The following is a 14,354-nucleotide window of genomic DNA, read 5'->3' as shown; positions in this document are numbered from 1 at the left end:
CCGGCGGAAGCGTCAGCAGTGGCCGGCTGTGGATCGTGGCGCCAAGCACGCTGGTGATCGTACCGTCCAAGAGATTGGTGACTGTACCGGCGGAAGTCAGCGTACCGGCTGTTATCGTGGCGCCAAGCACGCTGGTGATCGTACCATCCAAGAAATTCGTGACCGTGCCTGCTGAAGTCAGCGTACCGGCTGTGATGGTCGCACCGAGAACGCTGGTGATCGTACCGTCAAGAATGACCGCTGTAATGTTTCCGCTTGTGTCTGTGGCGATGACGCGATCCGTTCCGGTGCCGTCTTTTCCGTATATTAACGTTCTTAGGTTGTCCGGATCGGTCTGAAATACCGAGTAGTTTGGCATGATGCCGCAGCTCCTTTCATGACTTATGCTAATTATCCTACTGTTTGCGATTGGTAATAAACGTCAATTTGCGTCGGTCCTTGTCCATCTTCGGCTGTCAGCGATAATCGAGTCCATTTCAAAAAACGGTTCGGAACGATGACACGCATCGATTGTGGCGCTATGACCTCTTGTTGATCCACCGAAAAATCAATGGAATTCGGGCTGATTTCCGCCATAACGAGAGTGGGATAGTCGCCCCGATTAATGACCGCATACGACACTGCTGATTTAGTTGCCGTATTCTGCATCGGCAAGCTGAGAATCTCGCCTGTAACGTCCAGGCCAAGAAAAGCTTCTTCTTGAAATAGGATTCTGGAACGTCTGGAAGGTATCGTCACCGTAACAAGCCGTCCATCGCTATCGGTCATGATGGGGCGAGGACGATGCCGGTCGGTTCCGATAATTTGCACTTCGCAGAGCGAGCTCGTTTCGCAGGAAGGTCTTCGTTTGGATGCGGCTTTGCGCGCTTTATTCGACTTGCATGGTCCTCTTGAATCGCTGCCTCGGGTTTTCGTTTTTTTGAGTACCTTCACAGATTTCTTCACGCCGCAGCTGCTATTGCGCACGCGCGATCGTTTCACTCTGCGAGAGGAAGCCCTTTTCCTGGTAATCATTGCATTCGATCACCTGCTTAGCGAAAAAAAAAGATGGCGGAACATGGGGATATTTCACAGTTATCATATTAAGAAAGAGACGGAGTTGCCTGGACCAATGACCTTTCGGCCAAAAATGAGATGTATATAAAGCCAGAGCCGAGGGCTTGTACCTTTGAAACGCGCCGGGGCGGGAACGCGAAGCAATTAGATGAAAAATATCATTGAGCAATCGGCAACTTTCTTGTATACTATTCGAGTGTATAATTATTCACCAAAGTTCAATTTATGGATTGGGGAGACCACAGCATGAAAAAATTCGCAACTGTAGCTGCAGCCCTGCTGCTCACAATGGGCATCGCTACCGCCTGCGGACAAAAGGATCAGCCTGCGTCCACGAACGCAGCAGCTCCTGCCGCCGATAAGAAAGAGACGACCTCCGCCGCACCGAACAATCCGTTCAAAGCAAAGGGCAAACTTGTTGTCGGCACGAGCGCCGATTACCCGCCGTACGAATTCCACAAGCTGATTGACGGCAAAGACCAAATTGTCGGCTTTGACATCGATATCGCGAACGCTATTGCCAAAGATCTCGGCGTGGAGATGGAAATCAAGGACATGAAGTTCGACGGCCTTCTTCCCGCGCTGGACACCGGCAACATCGATATGATCGCTGCCGGCATGAGCCCGACGGACGACCGCAAGAAAAACGTCGATTTCACGAAAATTTATTATACCGCGGCGCAAGGCGTCGTCGTTCGCGCCGAAGACAAGGACAAGTTCAAAACGCTGGACGATCTGAAAGGCCTCAAAATCGGCGTGCAAAAAGGTTCGATTCAAGAGAAGATCGCCCAGGAGCAAATCGCTAACGCACAGCTGAAATCGCTCGGCAAAATTTCCGACATCGTCGCCGAGCTGAAGTCGAAGCGGGTGGACGCGATCGTCGTCGAGCTCCCGGTTGCGCAAAACTATGTGAACAAGAATAAAGACCTGACCATAGCTCCGGCTGTGCCGAAGGACGATACGGGCGGCTCCGCGCTCGCCTTCAAAAAAGGCATTGATCCTAAGGTGCTGGAGCAAGTGAACAAGACGCTTGACAAATTGAACGCCGATAAAAAAATCGACGAATTCGTGGCGAAAGCGAACGAGATGGTAGAGTAAGGCGCCAGCACGAGGGCGGAAAATAGCGGACTTACCGCTATTTTCCGTTTTTGCTTGATAGGCGTTAAGCCGGCTGTGATATGCTTGGCATATTGCTCACCGTTACACCTCTAGCTTAACGCCTAGGCGTTAAGCTAGCTGCGATAAGCCCGCACATTACCTCACCGTTACACCTCCAGCTTAACGCCTTGGCAGCAAGCTGGAGGTGATACGTCCGGGCACGTTGCTCACAGTTCAACCTGCAGCTTAACGCCTTGGATGAATTTTAGCAAAGGAGGACGGATATGGATTTCTCGTTTTTGGACAAGTATTGGATTTATTTCGTCAAGGGGACGGAGTGGACGATTTTTTTATCCGTGTTCACCGTTCTGTTCGGCTTCATCATCGGGGTCGTGCTGGCGCTGCTGCGAATGTCCAATATTAAGGTCATTAAGTTTATAGCCGTAGCGTACATCGAGTTTATGCGCGGCACGCCGCTGCTGGTGCAAATTTATTTAATTTACTATTGCTTGCCGTTCGCCGGGGTGACGCTGCCCGATTATGTGGCGGCCATACTGACGCTGTCGCTGAACAGCGGCGCCTATATTGCGGAAATTTTCCGGGCCGGCATTCAAAATCTCGACAAGGGACAGATGGAAGCGGCCCGCTCTCTCGGCATGCCGCATCGGATGGCGATGCGGTACATCGTGCTGCCGCAAGCGTTCCGCAACATTTTGCCGGCGCTCGGCAACGAGCTTGTTGTCGTCATCAAGGAGTCGTCTATCGTTTCGGTCATCGGGATCACTGAGCTCATGTATCAGGCGGACACGGTTCGCGGCATTTTCGCCCGTCCGTTCGAACCGCTCATTATCGCGGCGATCGTTTACTTCATCATGACGTTCACGCTGTCGAAGCTGCTCGGGCGTTGGGAAGGGAGGCTGAAACGGGCATGATCAGGGTGCGCAATCTTCATAAACGGTTTCATAAGCTGAACGTGCTGAACGGCATCAATATCGATATCGAGAGGGGCGAAGTGCTCGTCGTCATCGGCCCGTCCGGCTCCGGTAAAAGCACGTTTCTGCGCTGTCTCAATTTGCTTGAGACGCCGAGCGAAGGCGAAATCCATTTCGACGGCACGCTCATTACGAGCAAGCAAAACGACATCAACGTGCAGCGCCAGCAAATGGGCATGGTGTTCCAGCAGTTCAACCTGTTCCCGCACTTGTCCGTCCTGCACAACATTACGCTCGCTCCGCGCAAGCTGAAGAAGCTGAGCGATGCGGAGGCGAATGGTATCGCCTTCGACCTGCTGCGCAAAGTGGGTCTGGAAGACAAGGCACAAAGCTATCCCGGGCAACTGTCCGGGGGGCAAAAGCAGCGCATCGCCATCGCCCGCGCGTTGGCCATGTCGCCGAAGGTGATGCTGTTCGACGAGCCGACGTCGGCGCTCGATCCGGAGATGGTCGGCGAAGTGCTCGAAGTGATGAAAAATCTCGCAAAGGGCGGCATGACGATGGTCGTCGTCACGCACGAAATGGGCTTCGCCCGCGAAGTCGGCACCCGCGTCGTGTTCATGGACGGCGGCAAAATCGTCGAAGCAGGAAAGCCGCACGAGCTGTTCGCGAATCCGCAGCATCCGCGGACGAAAGAATTTTTGAGCAAAGTGTTGTAGCCGGGGGTGCCCATCGTGTCACGCATCCAAATTGTTACGGACAGTACGTGCGATCTGAGCGAAGAGCTGCGGCGCCAGTACGGCATCGATGTCGTGCCGCTGCACGTCGTGTTTGGCGATCGCGATTATAAGGACGGCGCCGATATGCGCGCCGAACAGCTGTTTGAGCTCGTTAGCGCAAGCGGCAAGCTGCCGAAAACGGCGGCGCCGTCGCCGGGCGAATTTTTGGCGGCGTTCGAGCCCTATATCGAGCAAGGCTGCGATATCGTCTACGTCGGCCTGTCCTCGAAGCTGTCGGCCACGTACAATAACGCATGCCTGGCCGCCGAACAGCTTCCGCCGGGCCGAATCGTCTGCGTCGATTCGCTCAATCTCGCGACCGGCGTCGGGCTCTTGGCGCTCAAGGCAGCGAAGGCGGCACACGCCGGAGCTTCGCTTGCCGACATTGAGCGCCTGCTGCTCGAAGCGCGCGAGCGAGTTGAGACGGAGTTTGTCATCGATACGCTCGACTATTTGCATAAGGGCGGGCGCTGTTCAGCCTTGCAAAGCTTTATCGGCGGGCTGCTGAAAATTCGGCCTGTCATTAAAGTCGCCCACGGCAGCATTACGGTCGCCGCGAAAATACGCGGCAAACGCGAGAAAGCGCTGGAGCAGCTTGTCGCCAATTTGCTTGAGCGCAAGGAACGCATCGAAGACCGCTTCGTTTTCGTTGAACATGCGCTGGCCCCGGAAGATGCCGCGGAGCTGAAACGCCAGCTCGAAGACGAGCACGGCCTGCGCGTCGAGCTGGCCGAAGCCGGCTGCGTCATTTCGAGCCATTGCGGGCCGCAGACGGTTGGAATCATTTACACTTTGCTGCCTTGAATAGCCGCGCATACGATCTGCAACATTTCACGCCGCCCCGTAGTCCATAGTAGTAAACAGAGCGAAAGGAAGGCGGCAGCATGAGACGGGTGTGGATCGTATGGGCGGCTTTCGTCCTTTGCTGGGGAGCGTTGGTTGCGGCAATCGGCTTGTCCGGCGGCGGAGCTGCAAAGTATGATGCCGCTTTGAGCCGTGGCAAGGAGGCTGCAGCATCGTCGGCGCCGCAGTCCGGGCAAGAGCAAGGTTTCGAAAGTTCGCCGCCGGCCGCACCGCAGGCGCAACCGCCGTCTTCTAAAATTGCTCCGGCGAATGCGCCGTATGTTCCGGTCTCTTCCGGCGGCACGATTGAGGTGCGGGGCAGCGATCCGGGGTTCACCCTCAGCCATCTAACGGTAGCGAGCGAACGGACGGCTTGGGTCGTCCGCACCGATCAAGCCGGCGCGGACTCGGTTGCCGCCACGGATGACGGCGGCGCCACGTGGAGCGTTCGCTCCGGCATGGGCAAGCTGCATGTGCTGGCTTTGCACGCGGTGAACGCTCAGGCCGGCTGGGCAGCAGCCTCTTCCGGCTGCAAGGAACAAAACGGCGTTAGCCGCTGCTCAGAGCTGCAGGTGCTCCGCACCGAAGACGGGGGCAAGTCGTGGGCCGTGCAGCTAAGCCAGACGTCGGACGCGCAGGACGCCGCGATCGAAGCGGCGGATGACCGCCATGTTGTCGTACTCGCCGGAGGCAAGCTGCTGCGCACCGCGGACGGCGGCCGCAATTGGCAGGAGCTGAAGCCGGGATTCGGGGGGGTCGCGCCGCAGAGCATAAGTTTCCCGGCGTCGGAGCAGGGCTGGGTCAGCGGCTCGATCTGCGATCGCAAGCAGACCGACGGCAGCGCCGTTTGCCGGATAACGGTTATCGCCACAACCGACGGAGGCGCCCATTGGCGGCAGCTGCCGCCAGCCGGCGAAACGTTATCCGGAGCCATATCGTCGCTCGTTCGTTTCGTCGACGCGAAGCGAGGCTGGCTGCTTGTCTCCGATATCGATACGAGGCGGGCGACGCTATACGGGACAGAAGACGGCGGTCGGCATTGGACGCCGCTTCAAGAACTGAGCAGCGCGCGCCCTGCGCCCGCAGGTCTCGAATTCGTGTCTGCCGATGACGGCTGGATTCCGCTCAATATGGGTGCAGGTCCGATCGATGGCGGGATGATGGTCACTCATGACGGCGGCCGGCATTTCGAAACGATAGGGGAGGGGCGGGGCTGGAGCTTTGGGCCGGCGTCGGCGCTGTCGGGGAAAGAAATTTGGGCCGTCGAGCATGGCCGAGCGCTCGTCAGAACGAAAGACGGCGGCAAAACGTGGCAGCAGCTGTATCCGCTGCTTGCCCCTGTCGGCGATATCGCTTTTGTCGATGCGCAGCACGGTTTCGGTCTCGGCACTCCGTTCGAAAGTGACGCGCTGCTGGCTACGTCGGACGGCGGCAAATCATGGCGCAAGCTGCCCGCCATCGATCCGCAAGGGGCGATCGTCGGGATCAGCTTCGCCAGCCGTCAGACCGGCTGGGCGCTGCGGCAAACGGCGGACTCCGGCGTCTTCCAGCTGCTGCGCACGACGGACGGAGGAAACAGCTGGAAGGCGCTGGCGAACTTGGCCGCCGCGGGCGTATCGAACAGGCCGTATATCCGTTTCTTCTCGGCGCAGGACGGCGTTATTGCGGTGACGAACGGAAGCAAAACGCAAACCGTATACCGGACGAAAGACGGCGGCAAAACGTGGACGGCTTCTCCGTCTCCGTACGTCCAAGCCGGCGGGGGCGATTTGTTCGCCTTCTCGTCGCCGTCAACCGGTTGGACGTACCGGGACGAGACGCCGCAGCAAGGGGCGGTTTTGTACCGCACGGAGGACGGCGCGGCGTGGCAGCCGTACGGCGTTTTGCCGAAGCCGGGCTGGGCATATGCGCTAGGTTGGGCGTCGGAGCTGCGCGGATGGGCGCTCTATGAGCGCGACCCGTTTCAGCCCGGCAGCCGGTGGAGCCTGCTCGCGACATCCGATGGCGGGGCAACGTGGCGGGAGACGCTGTTCCCTGCGCAGTTCCGCATCGACGATCGGACCGTCAAGCTGCAGTTCGCGGGCGACCGGAACGGCTGGCTATTAACCGGCAGCGGACTGCTGCGAACCGAGGACGGGGGCGCGACATGGTCGTGGCTCGGGCAATAGATGCGGTCTACGCCCGCAGCATTTGCATCGGCTTTACCGCTCTCGGCCGGATGCTGTTCCGCGCGAAGCGGGCGCACCGACCTCTAGACGAATAAATAGCAAAAATGGTCCCGCATCCGCTAAGGCGCGATGTCGGGACCATTTTCGTCGGTGAGCTGTTACGCTTCCCGGCTTACGAGCTCTTCCGGCACGCCTCGCAGCAGCGGCGACGGCCGCTCGCCATGCATGACCCACAGCTCGTGCAGCGCGCGCGTGCAGCCGACGTACAGCAGCTTCGCATCGTGCGGCGTCGCGTTGTAGGCGCCTGCATCGACTCCGGTCAAGATGACGGCGTCGAATTCGAGCCCTTTGGCGAGATAGACCGGTACAACGGATACGCCGCCGCCGTACTGCTGCTGCTCGGCGCCGATCAGATGCGCCTCGATGCCGTCGCGGCGCAAAGCCTCGTGCAGCGGGACGCACGCTTCCTCGGTGCGGGCGATGACGGCGACGGTTTGTGCTGCTCCTGCCTGAATGCGCCGCACCGCAGCTGCGACGTCCGCCGCGGAACGGGAGGCGACGATCCGGATCGGGTCGCCGCTGCGGAACACCGGCACCGGAAGCCGCGCTTCCGGCACCCCCGCCTGCAGCACATGGCCCGCGAAGCGAATAATCTCCAGCGTCGAACGATAGCTTCGTTCCAATTCATAGTATCCCGTCAGCTCGGGAGGGAACAGCTTCGTGAATTCGTCCCACGACGCAATGCCTTGATAGGCGTGGATGCCCTGCGACAAGTCGCCGAGAATCGTGAATGAATCGCCGCGCGTATGGCTGCGCAGCAGTTCAACTTGAAAAGGGGAGAAATCTTGCGCTTCGTCGATGACGGTATGGTCGAACGTCTGCTCGGCGGTTACGCCCCAGAAAGCGTCATGGATCAGTACGAGCGGGGCGAGATCCTCAGGATCGACGAGCTTCTTTTTGAACACCGCGGCTGACGCCTTGGCGATATGCGGCGGAAGCTCGCGCCGCAGCTCGTCGGAAGCATAGAAGGAGGACTGGCCGTCCTGCTCGAACAGCGCGCGGTAAAACGCGAACGGCGTCAGCTCCGGCCAAGCTTTCTCATAGGCGCGCAGCCGCTGCGCAGCTTTTTTCTTCAAGTCTTTGCGGCGGCTCGCTTCCCATACTTTGTCCAGCTCCATATCGAGCCACCGCTTCATGCGCGCCAGCACCCGTTCGCGGCGCTTCATGAGCGGATAGTGCCGATTCTCCACATCCCACCAGCCGCGGACCGTCTGCGCCGGGAGCTTGACGCCTTCCCAAGGTTCGAAGTCTGCGGCCGGCACGGCTCCCGCCTCGTAGCGGGCGAGGCAGCCGCGCAGCAGCTCGGCGAAGCGAAGCGAGCCTTTCCACCGTCCGGGCGCAGTTTCGTCCACAGCCGGCCGCTTCGGCCCGATAGCGAACCAGTGGCGCAGCCTAGCGCCCGCATCCGTCAGCTTCACTTCATGCTCCAGCAGCTCCAAAGCCCAATCGGCGAAAGTGCTTTGCCGAATGGAGCCGACGCCGAGCTCCGGCAGCACGCCGGAAATGTAGTCGAGGAACATCCGGCTCGGCGCGAAAATCATCATCCGCTCGGCCCGCACCTGGTCGCGGTACCGGTACAAAAGGAAGGCGAGGCGATGCAGGGCGACGGTCGTTTTGCCGCTGCCGGCGACGCTTGAATGACGAGCGCCGCGTTCCTCGCGGCGCGGATGATGCGATCCTGCTCGGCTTGAATGGTGGAGACGATGTCGCGCAGCTTGTTGTCTTTATTTTCCCCGAGCCGGTACAGCAGGAATTCGTCGGTTACGGCCAGAGAATCGCCTTCCCGGTCGTACGTATCGACGACTCTCTGCAAAATTTGCTTGCGTATCACGATATTGCGCTTCAAGTATACGAGGCCTTCGATCAGCCCTTCGGGCGAATCGTATGACGCCGCATCCGCGCCGCCGGTAAACGAATAAAACAAGCTGGCTACCGGCGCCCGCCAGTCGATGACGAGCAGCTTGCTCGTATCCGGATCTTCCACGCCGACTTTGCCGATGTACAGCGGCGTAGGGGCGTTTTCCCCGGCCTCCTGCCAGTCGAGGCGCCCGAAGTAAGGCTCGTCGGCCGCTCGCGCCAAGTTGCGCCGTCCCGCTTCCCGTACCGCCTCGAGCGATTGCTCGGTCAAATCGTCGCCGCGATACGGCGGGATGGCGCGCAGCCGCTCCAGCTGCCGGTCGATTTCCCGGTTCGTCGTTTCCAGCCGCTGCAATTCTTCTTGATAGGCACTTTGAATCTTCGTGTCCAAATTCAGTTACCTCCTAAGAGTGATGTGGTGCGAGCAGAAAGGAAATCTAAATATACCACATTTTGGGGATAGACTGCAATATTTTTATTCGGACGGCCAGTGCCCTATAATGGGAAACAGAACGATCCGATTCGCCATGAAGGAGGCCAATGCGATGAGCGCTCTTTACGACATTTCCGCCAAGACGTCCAAAGGACAGACCCAATCTTTACGAGTTTACGAAGGCAAGCCGCTCCTGATCGTCAACCTTGCTTCCCAGTGCGGGTTTACGCCGCAGTACGCCGGGCTGCAGAAGCTGCACGAGACTTACAAGGACCGCGGCCTGCACGTGCTCGGCTTTCCGTGCAACGACTTCGGCGGGCAGGAGCCGGGGACGATCGGCGAAATCGAGCAGTTTTGCTCGCTGAACTACGGCGTCACGTTCGAGCTGTTCGACAAAGTCGCCATTCTTGGCGACGCCAAGCACCCGCTGTACGCGTGGCTGACGACCCACGCCGAGCCGCAGGGGGACGTGCAGTGGAACTTCGAGAAATTTTTGATCGACCGCAGCGGCAATGTGGCCGGCCGCTTCGCCAGCAAAGTCGAGCCCGAAAGCGAAGAGCTGCGCAGCGCGATCGAAGCGGTGCTGTAGGGCCCGGCAAAGCGGTACATAGTAAGCGCGCTATGATTTGCGAACCGGGACGGGCGGGCCGAACCGCGGCCGCGGGAAAAAGCTGGCGTTCTGCCGTATGGGCGGATGAACGCCAGTTTTTTTCTGCAGCGCCGGGGCGAAATCGTTATTCTGAATCAGCGATTTTTATGAAAACAAGTTGTCTTTGTGCAGCTTTGCGACAACTTGTTTTTGTTTGCGATCGTACCCGGGCGATTTTTTGCAACAATTTCGCTGCAGGCTGCAGAACAATTCGCAACATATTCACGTTATAAAAGAAGAGGGAAACTTTTTGCACCAAACTATCCTGCACCCGGAGGAACGATCAAGTTGAACAAAACGTCTTTCGTCGCATTGCTGCTAGCTTCGTCCATTGCGCTGCTTGCCGGCTGCGGAACGAAGAACGGCGCATCCGCCCGGCCAAACGATACTCCGCCCGCGCACAATCATGCCGCAGCCGAAGGGGACGGAGCATCTGCTTCTTCCGGGGCTGCGCTGTCTGACAGCCAGCCACCTTCTGAGCCTGCTCAGGCTCCAAAGTCAAGTCCCGATTCAACGTCCGATAAAGCCGGCGCCGATAAAGGAAAAGCGCCGGACGCCCCTATAGGCGAGGATAAGGGGAAAGCTCCGGACGCCGTAAAAAACCGAGCCGAGCAAGTGGTTGCCAAACCGGACAGCATTTCCGTTTTGGTAAACAAGCAATTCGCGCTCCCGGCCAAGTACGAACCGTCTGACCTGGTATACCCGGATGTGCCGTTTATTTTCAAAGAGAACATCGAAAAGCGGAAAATGCGCAAGGAAGCGGCCGCAGCTTTGGAGAAGCTGTTCGCAGGCGCGGGCAAAGACGGCATTTCGTTGGCCGGCGTTTCCGCTTACCGCTCTTATGCAACGCAAAAAGCGTTGTTTAACAACTACGTCAAAACCGACGGCGAGGCAAAGGCCAAAACTTACAGCGCCGAGCCCGGCCATAGCGAGCATGAAACGGGGCTTGCCATCGACGTAACGGGCAGCGACGGCAAATGTGCGGCGCAAAATTGCTTCGGTGGGACCAAGGAAGCGGAGTGGCTGGCCAAGCATGCAGCCGAATACGGCTTCATTATCCGGTACCCGAAAGGCAAGGAAGCTATCACCGGCTATCAATACGAGCCTTGGCATATTCGCTATGTAGGGACGGATATGGCCAAAGAAATTGCCGGCAAAGGCTTGACGTTGGAACAATATTTGAATGCCGTTCCCGCATCTGCCAAATAGGCTTGCGGCTAAATTGACATATGGCATAGCCGGAGCCAACGCCTGCACAATCGTGCGGGCTTTTTTATTGGCAGCGAAAAAAAACAAAAATACTACACAAAAATCAAAAAATTCCATATATCTACCGCTAAATGATAACGCATACAATGATGTTGTGCTCATCGTAAAGTCTCTGTCATGTACATATGGAACCGAGCAATGGAGGTTAGCCGCAACCGCAAACGGCCTGACGCCGCGCAGGAACGATGTACGAAACGGGGGAGGGAGCTGGATTGATTCTCACCATGACCAATCGTTCAATCTGGAGGAAACTGACGGGCATCGGGCTGACGACGATCCTGCTTGGCTTGACGATTGGAAGCGCAGTCCGGCCGACCGAAGCCGCCGAGCGGCTGCGGGACAGAGGACGAACTGCAAACAAGGCGGAAGCCGGGCAAATTGACGTGGAGACTATCTTTAAACCGACTTACCGGCAAGTCCGCGAAAGCTACAAAGAGCCGGACGGCAGTCAGACGCAGGCAAGCGCGGCCGAGTTTCAGGCTGCGCAGTATACGGCATTCGGCGGGAGCAAGCCTGCGCTGCAAACGGTGGGCGGAAGCTCGTCGCCAACGCTTGTGTGGGAAAAAGGCACCGACTGGATCGAGTGGACCGTCGACGTGCCGAAAGGGGGCCTGTACCAGTTCGTTTTCGAGTATTACCCGCTGCCGGGACAACGGCTGCCGATCGAAAGGTCTCTGACCATTGACGGCGATTCGCCGTTCCGCGAAGCACAGCGACTGTACTTTTACCGGTTATGGGCGGACCGGGGGGAACCGGCACGGAACAATCAGGGGGACGACGTGCGGCCTGGCCAGACCGAGAAGCCGGCGTGGATCCGCAGTCCGCTTACGGACGGCAACGGCTTGTACGCTGAGCCCTTTCAATTTGCGCTCAGTGCGGGCAAGCACGCCATTCGCATGGGATACATCCAGGAGCCGGTATCGTTCGGGCAAATCCGCATCGTGCCGGCAGCGCCGGTTCCGGATTACGCCGCGGTCAAGAGCGGCTACGAAGAGGCGGGTTTCAAGCCGTTCGGCGGCACCGCCATTAAAGTTCAGGCCGAGGACAATCCGCTCAAAACGGACCCTACGATCCGCCGCGAATCGAATGGCGATCCGCTCGCCGAACCGGCCAGCGGGCAGCATTTTCGCCTCAACGTGTTCGGCGATTGGCGCTGGCGCAAAGGCGGGCAGGCAGCGACCTGGACGTTCTCGGTGCCCGCGGACGGCCTGTACAAAATCGGACTGAAAGTAGGCCAGTGGTGGGGGAACGGACTGCCCTCCTACAGGCAGATTCAAATCGACGGCAAAGTGCCGTTCAAGGAGCTGGAGCTTTACTCCTTCGCTTATTCGCGCGACTGGCGCATCGAAACGCTGGGGCAAGCCGCCGGCAAGCCGTACCTCGTGCATCTGGCTAAGGGCGAGCATACGCTCACCATGATAGCGGAGGTCGGGCCTTTCCAGCCGATCGCCGAAGCGCTCACCGCCGACTCCAAGACGCTCTCCGATATCATCCGCCGCATCGTCATGGTAACCGGACCTGCGCCCGACCCGAATTACGACTATGAGCTGGACAAACGCGTTCCCGGACTGATTGAAGACATGACGGCGCTGGCCGGCGATCTCGGCAAGCAGATTGACGCCTTGCGCGGGATCGCGCAGGAAAACACGAGCATAGCGAACAGCTTGCTGATGATGAAACAATTGTTCGAGCGAATGGCCGCCAAGCCGGACTCGATCCCGCGGCAGCTGGACGACTTGAACAACAGCTTGACGAACCTCGGCACCTGGCTTATCGACCTGCAAAATCAGCCGCTCGTCATGGACTATTTCCTGCTCGGCGCGCCTGATGCGAAATGGACCGACGCAGCTTCGAGCCTGTGGCAAAAAGCGAGTGCCACGATCTTAAACTTCTTTTCGTCGTTTCGCAAAAACTATACCGGCGTCGGCAGCGTGTATCGCGGCGTCGCCGGCGGAGACGGCAGCGAACCTGTCCTCGACGTCTGGGTCGGCCGCGGCCGCGAATGGGCGGAAATCATGAAAGAAATGATCGAATCGGACTTCACCGCCAATACGGGCATCCGCGTCAATATCAACACGCTGCCAGCGGGCCAATTGAATTCCGGAACCGTCAACACGCTGCTCCTGGCGGCCAGCTCCGGCCGGGCGCCGGATGTCGCAACAGGCGTAGGCGAACAGCTGCCGCTCGAGTTTGCTATCCGCAACGCCGCTGTGGATTTGTCGAAGCTGCCCGGCTACGAAAGCGTCGCGAGCCAATTTCTCCCGGGTGCCATGGTGCCGTTCGAGTATAAAGGCGGCGTGTACGCGCTGCCCGAGACGCAGGACTTCAGCATGTTGTTTTACCGCAAAGATATTCTGAAGGAGCTCGGTCTGCCGGTCCCGCAAACGTGGGAGGACGTCGGGCAAATGATTCCCGTGCTGCAGCAGAACGGCATGCAGTTTTATTACCCGCCGACCAACCCGCAGGACCGTTCGCCTCTCGGCTTCGCCACGTTTCTGTATCAGAACAAGGGGGAATTTTATACTCCCGACGGCAAGCGCTCGGCCTTGGGTTCCCCCGAAGCATACAAAGCGTTTAAAGAATGGACCGAGCTGTATACGAACTATAAGTTTCCGATTTATGCCGATATGTTTAACCGGTTCCGCACCGGGGAAATGCCGATCGGGGTCTCGGGGTACTGGACCTATGTGCTGCTCTCGACAGCCGCGCCGGAGCTGGCGGGACGGTGGGGCATCGCCGCCGTGCCCGGGCACGTTCAGGCGAACGGCTCGATCGACCGGACCGCGGGCGGCCAGGTGCAGTCCGTCGTCATTTTCAAGCAGTCGAAAAAGCAAAAGGAAGCGTGGGAGTTCCTCAAGTGGTGGACCAGCAAAGACGTGCAGGCCCAGTTCGGCCGGGAGCTGGAAGCGCTGCTCGGCGTAGAGGCGCGTTGGAACACGGCTAACATGGAGGCGTTCGCGCAGCTGCCGTGGCCGGAAGAAGACCTGAAGGCGCTGAACGAAGCGTGGAAATATTTCAAGGAGCAGCCGTTCGTGCCCGGCGGCTATTTCACGGCGAGGCATATCGCCAACGCTTGGAACCGGGTCGTCTTAAGCGGTGAGAACGTGAGGGAATCGCTTGAGCAAGCGGTCAAGGATATTGATAAAGAGCTGGCGGCGAAGCAGCAAGAATTCGGCATGACTCCCGATCAAGCCGGACAGGAGGAATAGG

Annotated in this window: 9 protein-coding genes and 2 pseudogenes; 8 read left to right on the top strand and 3 right to left on the bottom strand. The window is 58.6% G+C overall.

Features of this window, described 5'->3' with window-relative positions:
* Both SD70_RS17175 and SD70_RS17170 read right to left on the bottom strand, forming a co-directional pair.
* Positions 1 to 358 (bottom strand): annotated as a pseudogene (locus tag SD70_RS17175) (DUF6385 domain-containing protein); the annotation flags it as partial.
* Between the two features lie 32 nt (positions 359 to 390).
* Positions 391 to 945, bottom strand: coding sequence for a DUF6385 domain-containing protein (locus SD70_RS17170; RefSeq protein WP_156158069.1), 555 nt, complete (start codon positions 943 to 945; stop codon positions 391 to 393).
* 357 nt (positions 946 to 1,302) lie between these two features.
* On the opposite strand from SD70_RS17170, the gene SD70_RS17160 reads away from it, so the two are divergent.
* The 5 genes from SD70_RS17160 (at position 1,303) to SD70_RS17140 (ending at position 6,876) form a co-directional block, all read left to right on the top strand.
* On the top strand, positions 1,303 to 2,154 hold the full coding sequence (locus SD70_RS17160; protein ID WP_041048743.1) for a transporter substrate-binding domain-containing protein: 852 nt from the start codon (positions 1,303 to 1,305) through the stop codon (positions 2,152 to 2,154).
* A gap of 284 nt (positions 2,155 to 2,438) precedes the next feature.
* Entirely contained in the window at positions 2,439 to 3,086 is a 648-nt protein-coding gene (locus tag SD70_RS17155; protein ID WP_041048742.1) for an amino acid ABC transporter permease, read from the top strand.
* Positions 3,083 to 3,805 (top strand): amino acid ABC transporter ATP-binding protein, encoded by a 723-nt coding sequence (locus tag SD70_RS17150; protein WP_041048741.1) that lies wholly within the window; start codon positions 3,083 to 3,085, stop codon positions 3,803 to 3,805. Before SD70_RS17155 ends, SD70_RS17150 begins: the two co-directional genes overlap by 4 nt.
* A gap of 15 nt (positions 3,806 to 3,820) precedes the next feature.
* A complete protein-coding gene (locus SD70_RS17145; protein WP_041048740.1) occupies positions 3,821 to 4,669 on the top strand; it encodes a DegV family protein in 849 nt (282 codons plus the stop codon).
* 80 nt (positions 4,670 to 4,749) lie between these two features.
* A complete protein-coding gene (locus tag SD70_RS17140) occupies positions 4,750 to 6,876 on the top strand; it encodes a YCF48-related protein (protein WP_041048738.1) in 2,127 nt (708 codons plus the stop codon).
* A gap of 158 nt (positions 6,877 to 7,034) precedes the next feature.
* On the opposite strand, the pseudogene SD70_RS17135 reads toward SD70_RS17140, so the two are convergent.
* Positions 7,035 to 9,184 (bottom strand): annotated as a pseudogene (locus tag SD70_RS17135) (HelD family protein).
* Positions 9,185 to 9,338: 154 nt separating this feature from the next.
* On the opposite strand from SD70_RS17135, the gene SD70_RS17130 reads away from it, so the two are divergent.
* The 3 genes from SD70_RS17130 (at position 9,339) to SD70_RS17120 (ending at position 14,353) form a co-directional block, all read left to right on the top strand.
* A complete protein-coding gene (locus tag SD70_RS17130; RefSeq protein WP_041048737.1) occupies positions 9,339 to 9,815 on the top strand; it encodes a glutathione peroxidase in 477 nt (158 codons plus the stop codon).
* 342 nt (positions 9,816 to 10,157) lie between these two features.
* A complete protein-coding gene (locus SD70_RS17125) occupies positions 10,158 to 11,084 on the top strand; it encodes a M15 family metallopeptidase (protein WP_041048765.1) in 927 nt (308 codons plus the stop codon).
* 272 nt (positions 11,085 to 11,356) lie between these two features.
* A complete protein-coding gene (locus SD70_RS17120) occupies positions 11,357 to 14,353 on the top strand; it encodes an extracellular solute-binding protein (protein WP_052487555.1) in 2,997 nt (998 codons plus the stop codon).
* Position 14,354: the final 1 nt, after the last annotated feature.

Origin of the sequence: Gordoniibacillus kamchatkensis (assembly GCF_000829455.1) — a bacterium.
Lineage (GTDB): Bacteria > Bacillota > Bacilli > Paenibacillales > NBRC-103111 > Gordoniibacillus > Gordoniibacillus kamchatkensis.
This window is presented reverse-complemented; position numbering and strand designations above follow the sequence as displayed.